Consider the following 18,235-nt stretch of genomic DNA (forward strand, 5'->3'; position numbering starts at 1 on the left):
TCCAGTCGGTCAATCGCCGGCATCTTTCCGCCTGCTCTTCGGTCGTTATGGAACCCCATAACTCCCTCATCACAAGAGAAAATATGCTCGACGATTGACCGCCCTGACGGTAACATTTATTATTAAACAAGCTCTTATTATTTTAGTGATTAATGATTTTTGCCAATTTATACAAAATACTTAAAACATGCAAATATTATCGAAATAATTTTTGCATGCAAATTTGTATAATAACTGAATAATAACTGAATGTCTGAATTGTGCCCGACCGCAGTACAAATCAGTCGGCACAGGAGCCGTCGGGAAGGATTGACTCGCCTCGATATGGCTCTATATGGCTTGTAACGATAGTCGACGGGCCGAATGTATCACACAACTTTCGCTCGACATCGGTGGCTATGGCATGCGCCTGATCTACCGTAAACACGGGATTGACCTTCAGGTGTACATCAATGATTATGGTCGGCCCATTGCGGCGCGTACGCAGATGATGGTACGTATCTACCCCCGGAGTCGCAGCTATCACCTGCCGTATATCGCTCTGCATGTCGGCCGGAAGAGCCTCTTCAAGCAACTCGCGCACTGCGGGTATGGCCATCTTTATCCCCACCATTATTATGAATACCGACACCACCATCGCGGCTACCGGATCGAGCACCCTGAACTGAGGACCGAGCCACATTGCGCCGGCCACACCGGCCACCGTGGCTACAGACGAAAAACTGTCGCTCCGGTGATGCCAAGCATTGGCAACAAGAGCACCCGAGTGTATACGCTCGCCCGCACGACGTGTATAATGGTAGAGCCACTCCTTGACAACAATCGAGGCCACACACATTATAAGAGCAATCATGCCGGGCCGCGGAAGCTCTTCGCCATTCACCGTAAGAATCACTTTGTGAATCCCGTCGACGAGTATGCCTATACCTACGACCACGAGCAACACGGCTATCAGCATCGAGGCAAATGTCTCATACTTGCCATGCCCGTACTCATACCGGCGGTTGGCCTTGCGATGACTTATCGTCACCATCACGAGCACAATCACATCGGTAATAAAGTCGGAAAACGAATGTATGCCGTCGGCCACTACGGCACCCGAATTACCAACGATGCCACCCACTACCTTGGCCGTACCGAGCAGGGCATTCCATATAAACCCCACCCAAGTGACATGACGGGCCACACGCAACTCCTCGCCACCGGAATCGGGCGGCGTGGAATCAGGATAATCTACATCTATATGTGTACGGTCAGGCATCATATCTCATATATAACAGTCAGACTGCAAAAATAGCTTTTCTTTTCGACAACAACCCAAATCATCGTAAATTTGCATCCAATAATTTACCTATGTCCGAAATCAGACTGTTCAACCCCGAAAACGACATCATGCTGCAATGGCCCGCAGAGCGCACCATATCGTCAGCCCATACCCTCAGCGCCAACGTCGAGGCACTCCGGCGTGCGGGAGCCATGCTCCCCGTATGGTGGTCGGCGCCTGGCGATGCTGTTGTCGTGTCTGCCGCCGACCGCCCCCACAGCCAAAAGTGGCTTGACGAAATGTCGGCATTATTCCCACAACTGTCACATGTGGCGATTGCATCAGATGCCGATGCCGGCAAACCGGGAGCCCCATGGGGGTGGTCGGGCGACGCGGCCCGACGTCTTATCAACGCCGGAGCCGAATGCCCCTCAATCGCGCAACTTGAAAGAATGCGTATGCTAAGCCATCGCCGCACGTCGCGAATGGTCATGGAGTATCTTAAACAGCATTCCGCCATACCCCTCCCCACCCTTCCGGTGGAGGCAACGACAGAAGCAGAGGCGCAAATCGCCGCCGCAGCCTCGCCGGGCGGATTCTACATCAAATCGCCATGGTCGAGCAGCGGACGCGGCGTGGCACGGTTCGACACCATGTCAGACAAGGCCCTCCAACGCATACGCGGCATAATACGCCATCAGGGGAGCGTGATGATCGAACAGGCTCTCGACGGCCGACAGGATTTCGCCATGCTTTATCATATAGCCGATGGAAAGGCACACTGGAAAGGATACTCGCTATTCTTCAACTCACGCTCAAGCTATAGCGGCAATCTGCTATGCGACGACGCCACAATCGAACACCGCCTCGTAATCGCCGGAGCCGACCGCGCTACCCTTGTCGCCATACGCGACTGCATCGAATGCGCGCTATCGGAAATCATAGGCCGCGACTATACCGGATGGCTGGGTGTGGACATGCTGATTGACCGCGACGGCATGATAGCTCCATGCATCGAGGTCAATCTGCGCATGACAATGGGTGTTGTGGCCCACTTTCTGGCCGAACGCATACTCGCGCCGGGTACCGAGGCCACTTACTCGGTCGAGCCCCGCTCCACGATGACAAAAAACAGTTCTCCGACAGTGGTCGACGGGCGACTGACTGCCGGAGAACTTATGCTTACTCCTCCAGAAGGAGCGTTTGATTTCAAAATATCCGTGACGCGACGTGCCCACTGACCCGGCACACCGCATATCGCCACGCTTACGCCTTGGCCCCTTTCAGGCCACCCTTGGCTCCGCCGGTAAGATTAAATATATTCTGGTCGTACGACACTGTCTTCATACCCTCCTCACGCTTGCGCCGCAGAGCGAGCTTCACAAGCTCGTCCATCAGTTTGTCGAAGCTGAGCCCGGTAGCCTCCCACAGATAGAAGGACAGAGACCCGGGGATGGTATTGATTTCATTCACGTAAATACGTCCGTCGGTACGGTCAATCATCACGTCGACACGGCTCACTCCATGGCACGACAGCACGCGGAATGTCTCACCGGCCAGACGCTGTATCTCTTTGGTGACATCATCAGGCAACTCGGCGGGGATACGCTTCTGGCTCGACTGCATGCCCTCGCTGCCCTTACCTCCGCCCATATACTTCTTTTCATACGTAAGGAAGTCGCCGCTCTTTATCGGCTCCTCGAGCACCGACATGCGGTAGTCGTCGCAGTCGCCGAGCACCGAGCAGTTAATCTCCTGCATGTCGGCAAGCATATGCTCCACGATTATGCGTGTCGAGTAGCGCTCGGCATCATCGATACGTGCCTTCAGCTGGTCGCGGTCGTGGGCTGAACCTATACCCACGCTTGAGCCGAGATTGGCGGGCTTGATTATCACCGGATAGCCCAGCTTGCCCTCTATCTGCTCGATAAGCGCGTCGCGGCGGGTGTGCCACTGCTTGTCGGTAAACCATACATAATCCACCACAGGCACGTCGTTGGCGCGAAGTATCATCTTCATCGTGATTTTGTCCATGCCGTTGGCCGACGAAAGCACGTCGCATCCGGCATACGGGATACCGATGGTCTGGAGCACGCCCTCAAAAATTCCATCCTCCATATTGGTGCCGTGGAGCACGGGAATCGCCACATCGAGTTTTGCCACCGGCTTCATGGCCGACGATGAGAAAAATCCTTTCGGGCTGGCAGGATACAGATTGTAATCGCCATATACCGGACGCATGTATACCTCCGTACACTGTTTCAGCAACTCCGGAATGTGGCGGTAGTTCTTTACGTCAAACAGCGGAGCGCCGGTGTACCAGTGTCCCTGCTTTGTGATATATATCGGTGTCACGTCATACTTTTCGCGGTCGATTGCGGCCATGGCCTGCAAGGCCGATATAACTGAGATTTCGTGTTCGGTGCTTCGTCCGCCGAATATCACGCCTATGTTGGTTTTCATTATATTGAATATTATTTGAATGTATCTGGAAGATCGTTTTCATAAAGCACGGTGTCGCCACTGCGTGCTATCGAGGAGAGCACATTCTGCGCCTGAGCGAAAGTGTCTACGGCATGTATCCTGTCGGACGGCATGCCCCCCTCGCGCAGACCCGCAAGGATGGCATCGCGGTTGTATGCGCCTACTACCACAGCCACATCGGCCGAGCGTGCGATATTGCGCCCGAACTCCTCGTTGGCCTCATGCTGGCGGTCGCCGAGCTCTATCATGCCGGGAGTAATCACTATGCGCTTGCCTGAATCCATCGCACGCAGCACATCGAGAGCCATCCGCGAGCCATGTGGATTGGAGTTGAAGGCGTCGTCGATAATGGTTATGCCTCCGGGCGTATGCTTCATGTTAAGGCGGTGCTCCACCTGCTCCACCCTGCTCACGGCAAACCTCACCTTATCGACAGGCATGCCCAGGCGCATGGCGATGGCGATGGCCGGTATGAGATTGGATATATTGCACTCACCCACAAGACGGGTCTCAAACGGATACTCGCCACCATCGGGCGTATGCACCACAAAGCGCGTGCCCTCACGACCGTATACGATATCGGTGGCATAATAATCAGTGCCCTTGGCCTCGATGCCGTAGCGCAGGGCTGTGGTATTGGTCACCTCGCGCGATGCGGCATACGGGAAGTCATTGTTCACGAGCACAAAACCGTCGGCAGGGATGGCGTCGGCAAGTTCAAACTTGGTGCGCTGCACATTCTCCACTGTCTTAAACGACTCGAGATGCTGCTCGCCCACAGCCGTGATTATGCCCATATCCGGATGCACCAGGTCGCATATCTCCTTGATGTCGCCTATATTCTTGGCACCCATCTCGCATATGAATATCTCGGTATAGGGCTTCATCATCTCGCGCACGGTGCGTATCACACCCATCGTCGTGTTATAGCTCCCGGGGGTCATGAGCACATCCCACTGCTCCTGGAGTATACGGTTCAGATAATGCTTGGTCGAGGTCTTCCCATAGCTGCCGGTGATACCTATCACCTTAAGTCCGGGCATCGAGCGGAGTATGCGGGCGGCATCGTCGTAATATCCCTTGTTGATACGCGCCTCCACAGGCTTAAGCATCCACACCGCGGCCATTATTATGACATGGCTCAGCAGATACAGGGCCACCGTCCACTCGGCCATGAACACCCAGTTGCGCACCACAAACCATGCGGCCACACTCCCGGCAACAGCCACTCCGGCAGCCACTCCATAGATACGGCGCGCACGCGGAGTCCACACCAGCGGCTTCTTGTATTTAGCCGTAGTGAGCCTAAGGATATTGTACAGCGACAACAGCAGCACGCACGCGCAGCTCACCACCAGCCCTACAAACGGCAGCTGGGTTATGACAAACACCACAAGAGCCGCCACACGCAGCCACGAGGTCATATCGCCCGAAGAGCGCAGCCAGCGCATGTACCGCTCGTTGCGGTAGCTGTTCTGCTGCATCATCATCAGGTCGCGCTTCAGCTCAAGCAGGAAACTTGCCGCTCCGGCAATACCGGCCAAAGCGAGAGATGTTATTATAAATGCATTTAAACACATAGTCATTGGTTTTGGAGTCATTTACCGCCTGAAGTCAGAAAACTGCGCAATACCGCTGCAAACTGCGCCGGACGGTCAAGAAAACTGTAATGCCCGGCTCCGGGAAAACTCACCAGCCCCGCATCGGGTATGTGACGCTCCATATACCTGGCGTCGGATATGGGTGTCGCCGTATCATCCTCGCCCCACACCAGCAGCGTCGGACAGGCGATAGCAGGCATGCAGTGCTTCAGATCCTCGTTTACCACACGGCTCAGTATGGCCCTCATCATCGGTGTGGCCTTGGCATAGTCGGCCGACCCCGCTTTGGCGCGCCTTGCCGCCAGGATATCCTCGGCGGCGGCCTTGCCGTGAAGCAGGTAGAGCAGCCGCTTCATGGCCTTGAAGGTATACACCTTATAGTAATATTTCCATGTGCGGCGGGGCTTGATGCCGGCGGCATCGACCAGAATCAGGCGCTCCACCTCCGAAGGGTAGCGCGACGAGTACAGTATGCCTACACGACCTCCGAACGAATGCCCAAGCAGCGCCGGACGCTCAAGCCCCTCGGCCTCAACCACGTCACGCAGACATGCAGTATACTCTTCGACGCCCCACACGCGTGTCGGCTCGCCCGACTTGCCATGCCCGGGAAAGTCGATATTGACCACCTTTCTGCCACAGGCCAGAGCGGTCTTCTCTATCGAGGCAAGAGTGGTGGTGTTGCAGCCCCAGCCGTGCATCAGCACCAAGGCCGGGCCCTCACCCTCGACGGTGTAGACCACCCTCACGCCATCATGTTCTATATGCTTCTCCATAATTTTCCAAAACCGCAGGCACTTATATCCGCCACAAAATTCCACGTGCGGACACTAAATCAATTCCTTGCGGTTTCTCTGTGCAAAGTTAACATTTCAATATGGAATACAGTCCGCTTTTACCTCCAAAATAACGAATATTACACCTCATCGCACAAGCAAGCCCGACCATATGCAATGGTCGGGCCGTGTAAGATTTTTCCGGCAGTACGCCGCCGGAATAAAATGTGCATCCAGGACTTTCCGTATATCCTACAGAAAGCCCTTTGTGAGAGCCGGAATCGTCCGGTTACACCTTATAATTACTTCTTGGAAGCCTCAAGAGATGCCTTGCGGAACTCCTTCATGAGCTTTTCGAGCTCCAGAGATGCCTTGCGGGCACGTGCGCCGGCAGCCTTGTTGCCATTCTCTACCTGTGATTCCGCTTCTTTCTTGAAAGCCTCGTAGATAGAGGCAGCCTTTTCTACTAATGTTTTCATTTTAAAAAATTGGTGTAATTTCTTTATAAGGTTAATAATATCTTGTCACAAAACTAAGAAAAGATTTTTTAACCGCCAACATTTTATGGGTGCATTATCTACAAAATGGTTTAAAAACATAAAATCAGACTCCCTCACTTCATTCACACGCATCCTGCGCGCTACGCCCGAGCCCCTTGTAGGTAAATGTCAGCAAAGCCTGGTCGCGGTGCTGCTCCTCGCCACCCATATGCTCGCGCACGGAGCGCCCGATACGCTTTATCATGTCACGGGCCGACAGTGAGGGATAGTTGGCCATGATTATCGTGACTGTATGATACAGCGTGTAGTCGGTATAAGCGGCGCCACCGGCATTGGTGGCGGTGATGATACCGTCGGTAAAGAATACCATCCTCGAGCCGGGCTTCAGCACAAGCGACGCCTGGGAGCACTCTTCGAGCACATCCACCCCAAGCGGGAGCGACGACGAGCCGGGCAGAAACTCAGTCATGCCGTCGGGCTGCACCAGCAGCGGGGCGTTGTGCGAGGCGTTGGCATAGGTGAGTTCGCCGCTGTAGAGGTCAAGAGCCCCGACAAATACGGTTATGTTCATATCCGACTCGGGATTGTCGTGGAGCACATTGCTCATGGCCCTGATGGTCATCTCAGGACCCTGCTCTGACGATATCGACGAGCGGAACACCGAGCGGGCGACGGTCATGAGCAGCGAGGTCGACACGGTGCCCGCACACGACACGGTGCCTATGCAGAAGTAAAACTTCCCGTCGGCCAGCATGAAATCGTAGAAATCGCCGCCGATCGTACTCACCGGATTGAGCATCGCAAACACATCGATACCCGCGCCGGCGGCCGAGGTGGGAAACGTGCGCGGCATAGTCTCTTTCTGTATCGCATGGGCTATGTCGAGCTCGCTCTGTATGCGCGCCTGGGCGAGAGTCGACTGGCGCAGGCTCGCCACATAGTCGGCAAGCGACTGCTGCATGTGGGCAAAGGCATCGACAAGAGTGCGTATGCTGCCATCGGGTGTATCGCGGGGCAGGCGGGCCGAGAAGTCGCCGCGAGCTATCTTGTAGGCCACCTTGGTGAGGTCCTCAAGTGGCCCGGTATTGCGTTTTATCACATAGCGCAGCACTATCAGCAACCCCACAAGCCCGACCACCAGCACGGCAAGCATGTAGCCGGTGACCATGCCCAGATGGTTGACAACCTCGGAGTACGGGCAGAACGTAGCTATCGACCATCCCGTGCGAGGGATGGTGGTGTAGCTGACCAGCATATCCTTGCCGCGCAGCGTGCGCCGGTCATATCCGGCCATGCCGCTCAGCATGTCGTGTCCGAGCTGCCTCATGGGCTCGCTGTCGAGCGAGTCGGCATAGGAAAATATCGTCTGGTTGAGTATGACACTGCGCCGGGGATGCACGATAAATGTGCCGCGACGGCTCACCAAAAACGAGAAACTGTCGTGGTACGGACGCAGATGGGCCACATCCTTCACCAGCTCCTCGAGCGACATGTCGGCGGTCATCACACCAATCATATTGCCGTATTTGTCAAACAGTGGCAACACGTAGCTTATCATCATCACATCGCCGCCCCCGTCGTCGTAGTAAGGCTCCGACCATATCCCCTCGCGGGCCTTTTTGGCCGACCTGTACCATTCCATCTGGAAATAATCATAATCCTTGCTGCCGAGATACACACTCACCGGCTTGTTGCCGAGCGTGGTGGTGACATAGGGCATGAAGTACTCCCCTTTTTCGGGATAATAGTACGGCTCGAAGCATATGCTGCCGCCGATGACGAGCGAATCCGACAACGCCCACCCCTCCACGAGCGCCATCAGGCTGTCGGGGGTCGAGAGTGTCTTCTCCACTATAGGCTCATAGCGCTTCACCACATTCTCCACCATAAGCAGACGCTCGTTTATGCTGTAGACCATCTCGTTGAGCATAAATTCGGCATAACGTCCGCCGGCCTCCTCCTCGCGCTGGCTGCTGTAGGTATGGAATATGGCGGCGATACCGCTGAATGTAATCATAATCAGCAGCGTGGCCCATAGAAACAGGCGTGTGGAAAAGCTAAGGTTAAATTTTCGGTTCATAGCAAAATCTGGCGTAATCAGTGAAGATACCCGGCGAGAGAGTCGGCGCAACGGTCGCCGTCGATAGCCGCCGACACGATGCCGCCGGCATATCCGGCGCCCTCGCCGCAGGGATAAAGACCTCGCAGGCGCACGTGGGCGAGACTCTGCGGGTCGCGGGGCACACGCACCGGCGACGACGTGCGTGTCTCACACCCTATCAGCACAGCCTCGTTGGTAAGAAATCCCGGCTGCTTGCGTCCGAACTCGGCGAACCCCTTCCTCAGGCGTCCGGCTATCTCCACGGGGAGCAGACGGTCGATGCGCGCCGCATGTATGCCGGGAGCATACGATGTAGGCGGAAGGTCGGCCGACGGACGACCGCCCACAAAATCGGCCATACGCTGGGCCGGGGCGTTCTGCGAGCCGCCGTCCTCCTCAAAAAATGCCTTCTCGATGCGCTGCTGGTAGCGCATCATCTTCAGCGCGGAGGGAGTGCCCTCCTCCTCGGCCACATCCTCGGGCAGTATCTCGACCACCATGCCCGAGTTGGCCCAGCGGGTGCCGCGCGACGAGGGCGACATGCCGTTGACCACAAGCTGGCCGGGCTCGCTCGCCGCAGGGATGATAAACCCTCCGGGACACATGCAGAAAGAGTAGACAGCGCGCCCGTCGACACGCGTCAGCATCGAGTATTCGGCGGCCGGAAGCCAGCGCCCGCGCCCCTGGGGCGAGTGGTACTGCAGGCGGTCGACAAGCTGCTGAGGATGCTCCAGGCGCACACCGATGGCGAGCCCTTTGGCCTCAAGCTCGACGCCCGAGGCGGCAAGCGACTCGTAGACATCGCGGGCCGAATGTCCCGTGGCGAGGATTACCGGACCGCGGTACACGTCGCCCGAGGCGGTGGCCACACCCTCTACGGTATCTCCCTCTGTCAGCAGACGCTCCACACGGGTGCCGAACAGCACTCTGCCGCCACACCTCTCTATAGTGAGGCGCATCGCTTTTATCACCTCGGGGAGGCGGTCGGTGCCGATATGCGGATGGGCGTCGACGAGTATATCCTCGCTCGCGCCATGCTGCCACAGCACGGTCAGTATCTTGTCGACACTACCGCGCTTCTTGCTGCGGGTGTACAGTTTGCCGTCGGAGTAAGCCCCCGCACCGCCCTCGCCGAAGCAGTAGTTGGAGTCGGGGTCTACAATCCCCTCGCGGGCTATGCGGGCCATGTCGCGGCGACGCGCATCCACATCCTTTCCGCGCTCGAGCACCACAGGCCTTATGCCAAGCTCGATGAGCCGCAGGGCGGCAAACAGACCGGCCGGACCTGCGCCCACCACTATGGCCTCCGGGGCGTCGGGGCCTACCGGGCGGTAGACTATCGGCTCGGCTATGGCGGTGGAGTCAGGGAGAGTGTCGATATACAGGCGCACACGCACGTTGACCACCACCTTGCGCTGGCGGGCGTCGATACTGCGCCTCACTATTTTCAAGGCCTTCACCCTGTCGGTGTCCACTCCGGCCTCCCTGGCCGCCTCGGCCTTCAGCAGCGTGTCAGGCTGTCCGGCTACAGCGGGCGCGACACGCATGTCAATATCCTGGTACATAGCAAATAAATCGTTATTGTTCAATTGGTTTCAGACCCTTGAATCTGACGTTGAGACGCCTTATCATCACTATCACGGTGACGAGGGCGAAGAAAAACGCAATCAGGTCGGAGCCGCACATCGAGGCCCACACGCCCTTCACCCCGTAGTAGCGCGGCAGCACTATCAGGAAGGGTATCAGAAACAGCAGCTGGCGCGTGAGCGACAGGAAGATGGATATCTTGGGCTTGCCTATCGACTGGAAGAAATTCTGTATCACTATCTGCGCGCCCACCACAGGGTAGAATATGAAGTATACTCTGAACCCCTCGCGGGCTATCGTGGTAAGGGTCTCGTCGGTGGTGAAGAGGCGGCTGATAGCGTCGGGAAACGACTCGCACACGGCGAAGCCTGCAAATGTAATGCCGACCCCGATCCATATACCTATATATAATGTGCGCTTCACGCGGTCCCACTTGTCGGCGCCGTAGTTGAAGCCGAGGATAGGCTGCATGCCCTGGGTCACGCCAAACACTATCATCACGAAAAACATAGTGGTGCGGTTGATGATACCATAGGCCCCGACGGCAAGGTTGGAGTCGCCGCCGCCGTAGTCAAGGAGAGCACGGTTGATAAACACCACTACGATACAGGCGCACACGCTCATCAGAAAGGGCGACAGCCCGATGGAGTAGATGCGGCGTATGATCGAGGGGTTGAACCACCGGTTGTCGCGCCTGAAGTGGATAAAGCTCTTCTTCGACATGAAGTGACACAGCACCCATACGAACGAGGCTGTCTGGCCGCACACCGTGGCCCAGGCCGCACCGGCTATGCCCCAGTCACACACAAATATGAATGTAGGGGCGAGCACCACGTTGACAGCCACCGACAGCAGAGCCGACACCATGGCCTTCTTGGGGTAGCCGGTGGCGCGCATCAGATTGTTGAGCCCGATAAACACGTAGCTTACAGGGGTGCCGTAGAGAATGATGCGCATAAACTCGCGCGCATAGCCGATAGTCTCGGGGGTGGCGCCGAAAAACAGGAGTATAGGGTCGAGAAACAGAAGGGTGACACCGCCAAACAGCACTGAGTGTATCAGACAGAGCACCATCACGTTGTTGACACAGTCAGTGGCGCGGCCCTCGTTTTTCTGACCGATGAATATCGAGCTGATGGTAGCGCCGCCCACCGCTATCAGCGTGCAGAAGGCCACCACGAGGTTCATCAGCGGAAAGGTGATGGCAAGGCCGGCGATGGCCATAGGCCCTACTCCCTGACCGATGAATATGCTGTCGATGATATTGTAGAGCGACACAGCCACGCTCGCTATGATTGCAGGCACGGAGTACTGTATCAGAAGCCGGCTAATCGATTTGGTGCCAAGCGTGAGCGGTGTGTCGCCACTCTTCGCTACAGTATCTGTGGATATTTCTTTATTGCTTTTGTCGCACATATATATATATTAATTCCATACAAAGGTACATATAAATCGCCGATATGGTTCACCAAAATTTTATTTATTTAGTGAACTTTTGATTAACGGGAGTGTTATGTACTGTGAGCATTATTCAACAAAATATTTGTGCATTAAACAAATTTTGCCTAATTTTGCCGAATAGTTTTCATCACAGCATGCTAAAATCATGCGGCTCATTGCTTGCGTCTACAGTCTACAGAGGGCTTACCTCCAGCACTAAGCAGCTGGACGCGTGATGGTTGCGTATGAATGGATGCATACATAAAATCTTATCAAACTTTTAAATACTTGACATACAACCAAGCAAACAGACACTTCACTTATTTAATATATCAGACCAAATTTTACCAAAATCAATATTCACTTTCAAGATGAAGAAAATCATTAGCGGAATGCTCATCTGCGCCTCTTTGGTTGGCGCCATGGGCTCTTTCACATCCTGCAAGGACACTGACGATGACCAGTATGCCGCATTGCAGCGTGAAGACTTTAGACTGATGCAGCTTATCCAGCAGCTTCAGGGCGACCTCGAAGCTGCAAAACAGCAGTTTCAGCAAGAGCTGAACAAAGCAATCAAAGACCTCGAAGACAAAATTGCAGCAGGCTACGTGACCAAGACTGAGTTTGAGACTCTCAAAAACAAAGTTACGGAACTCGAGCAGAAGATTGCCAACTTAGACAAGTGTGGTTGCGACCTTGCTGCGCTGGAGACTACAATCAAAACTTGGGTAGATGGTAAAGGCTACATTACAAACGATGCCCTCAACGATTATCTTAAATCAGCCGATCTTAGCGAGACTATCGCTAGTCTTATTATGGATGAGACATCGGCTGTCTATAAGGCACTCGTAGCTGCAGGTCTCGGCCAGGGCGGCACATCATACGATGACACCCTTATCAAGCAGCAGCTTAAAGCCGCTCTCGAGTCGCTCGGTTGCACTGTGAACGAAGACGGCTCAATCACATATCCCTCGTGGGCTCAGACTCCCCAGGATATCGCCAAAGCACTCGAAGCCGCAAACTGGGTAGCCACTAACAAGACAGCTCTCGAGACTCTTATTACTAACTACGGCAACCTCGACCCCAGCACCCTCCTCACTACGGAGGATGCCGCCAACACATATCTCACCAAGGCGGATTTTGACGCTTACAAAAATTCTCTGGAAGACGACCTTAAAAAGTTCGTCACAATCTACAACGAGGTGGCAGGTCCGCTCGATATGAAGAACGACTTCAAGGATCTCAACGAGCTTCTCGCCGACTGGATTAAGTGGCGCTCGGATATCGCCGTTAAGGTTGCAGCCAACGAAGCAGCCATCAAGGCTCTCCAGGAGAAATACAACATCGTGGGCGAGCGTCTCGACGCCATGATCACAAGCATCGTGGCTGAGGGCACCTGGAACCCCGTATTCGGCACATTCGCAGCTCCCGTAGGCGTGGCATCCAACGTGCTCATGGCTTACTGCGGCGATATGGGCTCGGTAGAGTTCCCCTACGACGGCTCTATGTATGAGTTCGACGGCGAGCAGGTAATCACCACCAAGGACATGCAGATGCTCGGCGTTACTCCCAAGCAGTATAGCGGAGTTGTGCTCCAGGGCGACGAAAACAACTATGTAGGCAACGCCGGTACTCTCTATATGACTGTCAACCCCGGCAACGCCGACATGACAGGCAAGACCTTCACCCTCGTCAACAGCCAGAACCAGCAGACAGGCGTCACCCTCGCTACTCCCGTGAAGAGCGACAAGGTGCTCACCTTCGGCTACACCCACGGCCGCGCAGCTCAGGACGTTTCGCTCTACGAGTCTGAGGCTACAATCCTCCCCGAGGATATCGAAGGCTGCCGCATCACTATCGAGGAAGGACTGAAATCAGCTGCCAAGGACTTCTACAACAAACGCGACACCAACTCGCTCGTAAGCCTCATGAAGGCCGTATACGACCAGCTCAACGGCATCCTGCCCCGTCTGGCAGTAAGGGCTGAATGGATGTACAACACCTCGAAGTGGGACAACGTTGATGCTACCTGGGTCGACGCTACCGAAACAGGCATCGTACGCTCAGGCCTCGACATCGCAGCCACTACCTTCAAGCCCCTTTCTTACAAGTCGCTCGAAGGCAAGAAGTTCAACCGTAAGCTCCCCATCCTCGATGAAATCAGCATCGACTGGGACAAGCTCATCCCCGAAATCAAGAAGATTGAAATTGATCCCGTCAGCTTCGACGACGTGACATTTGACTTCAAACTTTCAAATGCCGACTTCTCAAATATCGACAAGAACCTCAGCGTATCTGTATCAGGTACTGTTACAATCGAAGGCAAGGAGTATCCCGTCACCCTCACCGGTGCAGTGGATCCTGACAACCTTCAGAATTTCATCGACCAGATGTCTAAGGCATTCGAGGAGCAGGTAACCGCTTCTAACGCCGCCATCAACGCCGAGTTCAGAAAAATCATGAACGAACTCCAGGGTAAAATCAACGGTATGCTCACCGATGTTGAGAATCAGATCAACCAGACCATGAAGGATCTCATGAACCAGATCAAGAACAACATCGAGGGTGAGACAGGCAAGTACTTCGACAAGGTCAACAGCCTCATCAACAAGTACAACTCTATCGCCAACCGCATCAACGCCCGTCTGGAGAACCCCAGCCACTACATGCAGGTGACCATGCTCTACGGCAACAGCGAGGGTGGTGTAAGCCTCCTCTCTACCAACGAGACCGCTCCCAGCAAGTTCAAGGGCACAGGCGCTATCATGCTCTACCCCACTACCTACAACCTCGAGATTGTATCTCCCGCCTTCAAGAAATTCGTAGGTATCTGCAACGCTGTCAACGTAGCTACCGGCAAGAGCGCCCAGGATGGCGACGCCGCTGCCATTGCTGCTCTCAAAAAGGCCAACAATGGTACACTCTTCGATGAAGTAATCGACGGCCGCAACCTCCGCGTGGCTACCGGCGACCTTACTCCGGGCTTCATCTACGAGGTGGCTTACTCCGCTCTCGACTACCGCGGATTCACCTCTACCAACAAGTACTATTTCCAAGTTAACAACTAACACCAACTCCTGACCTATGCCCGCCATTCTGCCGGGGGCGACAATCCCCCGGCAGAGGCGGTAAATTCAGGCAAATCAAGGCTTATATATGAAATTCAAGAAGATATTTCTCACAGCTACCCTTGCCGCAGTAGCCATGGGCATGTCAGCCCAGGAAACGGTAATGGTCGAGGAGTCGGAGACCGTATATCGTCCCAACTGGTACGTACAGGGACAGTTCGGATTCCAGGAAACTCTGGGCGAGACCTCGTTTGGCAAGCTGATGTCTCCCAACGCACAGATTGCAGTGGGCTACAACTTCAACCCGGTTGTAGGTCTGCGTCTTGCCGCAAACTCCTGGCGCTCTAAAGCGGCCATCACCCTCGACGAGCGCTACTACTGGAAGTGGAACTACATCGCCCCGATGCTCGACGTGACATTCGACATCACCAACCTCATCGGCGGCTTCAACCCCGACCGTCTCGTGAGCTTCGGCGTATTCGCCGGTGTAGGCGCTAATATCGCCTGGGACAACGGCGAGGCTGTGAAGATCAACGACATGCTCAAGCCCACTATCGGCGGCGGCAACGTTCTCCGCAACATCTGGGACGGCACCAAGGTACGCATGGCAGGCCGTATGGGCATCAACCTCGACTTCAACGTAGCCAAGAACGTACAGTTCGGCTTCGAGGCTCAGGCCAACTTCCTCAACGACGACTACAACTCCAAGCTCGCTCACAACGCCGACTGGTATTTCAACTTCCTCGCCGGCGTGAAGTACACCTTCGGCGGCAACTCCAAGAAGTCGACCAAGATGGTGGCAGCTCCCGTGGTTCCCTGCGAGCCCCAGATTATCGAGAAAATCGTAGAAAAGGTAGTGGAAGTTCCCGTTGCAGTTCCCGCACAGGAACAGGCCAAGGCTGAGCCCCTGCGCCGCGACGTGCTCTTCGCAATCAACCGCTCTACAATCGCCAACGACCAGCAGTACAAGGTGAAAGAGGTAATCGAATACCTCAAGGCCAACCCTGCCGCAAAGGTTGTTGTCACCGGATATGCCGACAAGGGCACCGGCTCTCGCGCAATCAACCTCCGCCTGGCCGACCAGCGCTCGAAGGTTGTGGCTAAAGCCATCATCGCCGGCGGTATCGCCGCTGACCGCGTCGTGACAAAGAGCATGGGCGACGACATGTACCAGCCCTACATCGACCCGATTCAGAACCGCGTGGCTATCTGCGTGGCCGAATAATCAAGAAACCGCTAATTCTCTGATAAAAGTGGCTGTGAACGATTTTTTCGTCACAGCCACTTGCTTTATATATATACATGCCTCCTCTCTCTATACACACACCGGATTTTTCCGGACCGGCACACAACGTGAACCGAAGAGGACGATAAATCGTTAAAAATTGAAACACAAACGATTTATCGACAACACGATGTGATGTAATTGCAAAATAAATCGTAACTTTGCCGAACGTTTTCCAATACAACTTCTAACAGACCTTCTGGATTGAACATATGAATAAGTTTTTACCTGTATTGTTATTGTCTGTGATATCATTGCCGGCAGTTGCTGCGTTGCCCCCGACCGGCTACTATAGAGTACAGAATCAGACCACAAAACGCTACACATACGTAAGGGACAACAAGGGACGCATCGACGTGGGAGCCACTACGGCCGACTACGACGCGATATGGCTCATCAAGGATGACGAACGTCCGCACTACGACCCCTCAGGAATAATCCGCCTCATACAGAAAGGCGGCTCAAGATATGATATCGAGGCCCAGGGCACATCGGTATACGATCTTATCGAAATGCTTCCGAGTATCTATGATGTAAACGGTCAGCACTACCGCATCGGCGGCACCTCCAACGGTATGACAAAATATCTCTGCGACGGCGAGGCCAACCTCGAAAAGGAACTGAGCTTCCCGCGCGACGCCGGCGGCTCCGCCGCACAGAACCGCCAGCGCTGGGACATATTTCCGGTAGATGACATGTATTTCGGCATCAAGCCCGAAGTGACATCCGAAGGCAAGGGATACGCCACATTCTATGCCGACTTCCCCTACGCCACCCAGTCGGGAGGCATGAAAATATACACCGTGGTAAAAACCGGCAACGGCATGGCTGCCCTGCGCGAGGTGACAGGCGTGATACCCGAAGGCACTCCCCTGCTGGTGGAATGCAGCGGAGCCACACCCTCCGACAACCGTCTGACAATCGGCGGCACACCCTCGGCCGACGTCGACGGCAATATCCTGACCGGTGTATACTTCAGCAATACCCACAGCACCCGCCACTGGAATGTGGTGGAATATGACGCGGCAACCATGCGTGTGCTCGGACTCGATGAGTCGGGCAAGCCTGCATTCGTCACCGCCGGAGCCGACCTGAAATATATCCCCGCCAACACCGCCTACCTCAAGGTGTCGGCCGACGCCGATGCTGAGTTGCGCCTGGTAAGCGAGGAGGAGTTTGAAAGCAGCTCGGCAATCGACGGTATCGCTGCCGACGACAATTCGATATCGCTTGACGTAAACGGCCTCGACATCACCGTCACAGCATCGTCAGCAAGCGCCCCTGTCGCTGTCGAGATTATCAGCCTCGCCGGCAATACAGTGGCAAAGGCCATGCTCCAGCCCTCGGAATCGGCCACACTGACTCTACCCGCCCACGGACTGTATATACTCCGCACACCCGGAGCGGCCCGCAAATTTAATCTCTAAATACCTACCGACTACATATGCAGGTAATAACACTATCCCCTCACCTCCTGGACCGGGCATGCGAACGCATGTCGGATATGGTCATGGACATGCTTGCCTGTGCGCCTGATATTGTAGTCGGCATACAGTCGGGAGGAGCACCCATAGCCGAACGCATAGCCAAACGCATAGGCATAGCCAATATAGCCTATGCCAATGCTACCCGCCCGGGAAGCACGGTGCGCTCGCTGATGGCTCCGCTGCTGAAGAGACTGCCCCGCGGTGTCAACAACGTGCTCCGCAGCGCGGAGAGCCAACTGTTGCGCCACAATCCCGGAGGCGACCGCAAAGTAGCATTCTCGATATCAGGCGAGATGGTAGCCATGATAGCCACGGCCAAAGCTCCGGTGCTGCTCGTGGTCGACGATGCCGTCGACTCGGGCAAGACACTCTCGGAGGTTGTGGCCCGGCTCAAAAGCATGTACCCCCACGCGCGTGTGGTGACAGCCGCAGTGGCGGTCACTACACCCGACCCTGTATTCCGCCCCGACATAAGTCTGTATGCCGGCACGTTGGTGAGATTTCCATGGTCGGCCGACTATAGCAGTCCCGCGGAGAATTACTGACACCCCCTCTTCCCCACGACAATCTACTCTTCCCGCCGACCATCGGCCTCTCCCCCGCCGGCAATCGGGCTCTCCCCTCCCGCCGGCCGTCCTTGAA

Annotated in this window: 13 protein-coding genes; 5 read left to right on the plus strand and 8 right to left on the minus strand. The window is 55.2% G+C overall.

Going from position 1 to position 18,235, the window contains the following annotated elements:
* Nucleotides 1-280 precede the first annotated feature (280 nt).
* Nucleotides 281-1,264, minus strand: coding sequence for a cation diffusion facilitator family transporter (locus K2I50_RS01095; protein ID WP_301024408.1), 984 nt, complete (start codon nucleotides 1,262-1,264; stop codon nucleotides 281-283).
* A gap of 89 nt (nucleotides 1,265-1,353) precedes the next feature.
* Between K2I50_RS01095 and K2I50_RS01100 the strand changes: the two genes are divergently transcribed.
* A complete protein-coding gene (locus K2I50_RS01100) occupies nucleotides 1,354-2,505 on the plus strand; it encodes a hypothetical protein (RefSeq protein ID WP_301024409.1) in 1,152 nt (383 codons plus the stop codon).
* 25 nt (nucleotides 2,506-2,530) lie between these two features.
* Here the strand turns inward: K2I50_RS01100 and K2I50_RS01105 are convergent, their stop codons facing one another.
* From K2I50_RS01105 to K2I50_RS01135, 7 genes are all read right to left on the minus strand, one after another.
* Nucleotides 2,531-3,727 carry a D-alanine--D-alanine ligase family protein gene (locus K2I50_RS01105; RefSeq protein ID WP_301024410.1) on the minus strand — a complete coding sequence of 399 codons (1,197 nt, stop codon included), beginning with the start codon at nucleotides 3,725-3,727 and terminating at the stop codon, nucleotides 2,531-2,533.
* An 11-nt stretch (nucleotides 3,728-3,738) separates the two neighbouring features.
* Nucleotides 3,739-5,334 carry a UDP-N-acetylmuramoyl-tripeptide--D-alanyl-D-alanine ligase gene (locus K2I50_RS01110; RefSeq protein WP_301024411.1) on the minus strand — a complete coding sequence of 532 codons (1,596 nt, stop codon included), beginning with the start codon at nucleotides 5,332-5,334 and terminating at the stop codon, nucleotides 3,739-3,741.
* Nucleotides 5,335-5,345: 11 nt separating this feature from the next.
* Complete coding sequence (locus K2I50_RS01115; RefSeq protein ID WP_301024412.1) at nucleotides 5,346-6,125, minus strand: alpha/beta fold hydrolase; 780 nt, start codon at nucleotides 6,123-6,125, stop codon at nucleotides 5,346-5,348.
* 302 nt (nucleotides 6,126-6,427) lie between these two features.
* Entirely contained in the window at nucleotides 6,428-6,604 is a 177-nt protein-coding gene (locus tag K2I50_RS01120) for a BF3379 family histone-like protein (RefSeq protein ID WP_301024413.1), read from the minus strand.
* A 139-nt stretch (nucleotides 6,605-6,743) separates the two neighbouring features.
* On the minus strand, nucleotides 6,744-8,705 hold the full coding sequence (locus K2I50_RS01125; RefSeq protein WP_301024414.1) for a SpoIIE family protein phosphatase: 1,962 nt from the start codon (nucleotides 8,703-8,705) through the stop codon (nucleotides 6,744-6,746).
* A 17-nt stretch (nucleotides 8,706-8,722) separates the two neighbouring features.
* On the minus strand, nucleotides 8,723-10,291 hold the full coding sequence (locus K2I50_RS01130; protein WP_301024415.1) for an NAD(P)/FAD-dependent oxidoreductase: 1,569 nt from the start codon (nucleotides 10,289-10,291) through the stop codon (nucleotides 8,723-8,725).
* A 13-nt stretch (nucleotides 10,292-10,304) separates the two neighbouring features.
* Nucleotides 10,305-11,729, minus strand: a complete 1,425-nt coding sequence (locus K2I50_RS01135; RefSeq protein WP_301024416.1) for an MATE family efflux transporter — start codon at nucleotides 11,727-11,729, stop codon at nucleotides 10,305-10,307.
* A gap of 395 nt (nucleotides 11,730-12,124) precedes the next feature.
* Here K2I50_RS01135 and K2I50_RS01140 point away from each other — a divergent pair, with 395 nt between their 5' ends.
* The 4 genes from K2I50_RS01140 (at nucleotide 12,125) to K2I50_RS01155 (ending at nucleotide 18,138) form a co-directional block, all read left to right on the plus strand.
* Nucleotides 12,125-14,821 (plus strand): hypothetical protein, encoded by a 2,697-nt coding sequence (locus K2I50_RS01140; protein WP_301024417.1) that lies wholly within the window; start codon nucleotides 12,125-12,127, stop codon nucleotides 14,819-14,821.
* An 88-nt stretch (nucleotides 14,822-14,909) separates the two neighbouring features.
* Complete coding sequence (locus tag K2I50_RS01145; RefSeq protein ID WP_301024418.1) at nucleotides 14,910-16,046, plus strand: OmpA family protein; 1,137 nt, start codon at nucleotides 14,910-14,912, stop codon at nucleotides 16,044-16,046.
* A gap of 272 nt (nucleotides 16,047-16,318) precedes the next feature.
* A complete protein-coding gene (locus K2I50_RS01150) occupies nucleotides 16,319-17,533 on the plus strand; it encodes a hypothetical protein (protein ID WP_301024419.1) in 1,215 nt (404 codons plus the stop codon).
* A 17-nt stretch (nucleotides 17,534-17,550) separates the two neighbouring features.
* On the plus strand, nucleotides 17,551-18,138 hold the full coding sequence (locus K2I50_RS01155) for a phosphoribosyltransferase family protein (protein ID WP_301024420.1): 588 nt from the start codon (nucleotides 17,551-17,553) through the stop codon (nucleotides 18,136-18,138).
* Nucleotides 18,139-18,235 lie beyond the last annotated feature (97 nt).

Source organism: Muribaculum sp. (assembly GCF_029051885.1).
GTDB lineage: Bacteria > Bacteroidota > Bacteroidia > Bacteroidales > Muribaculaceae > Muribaculum.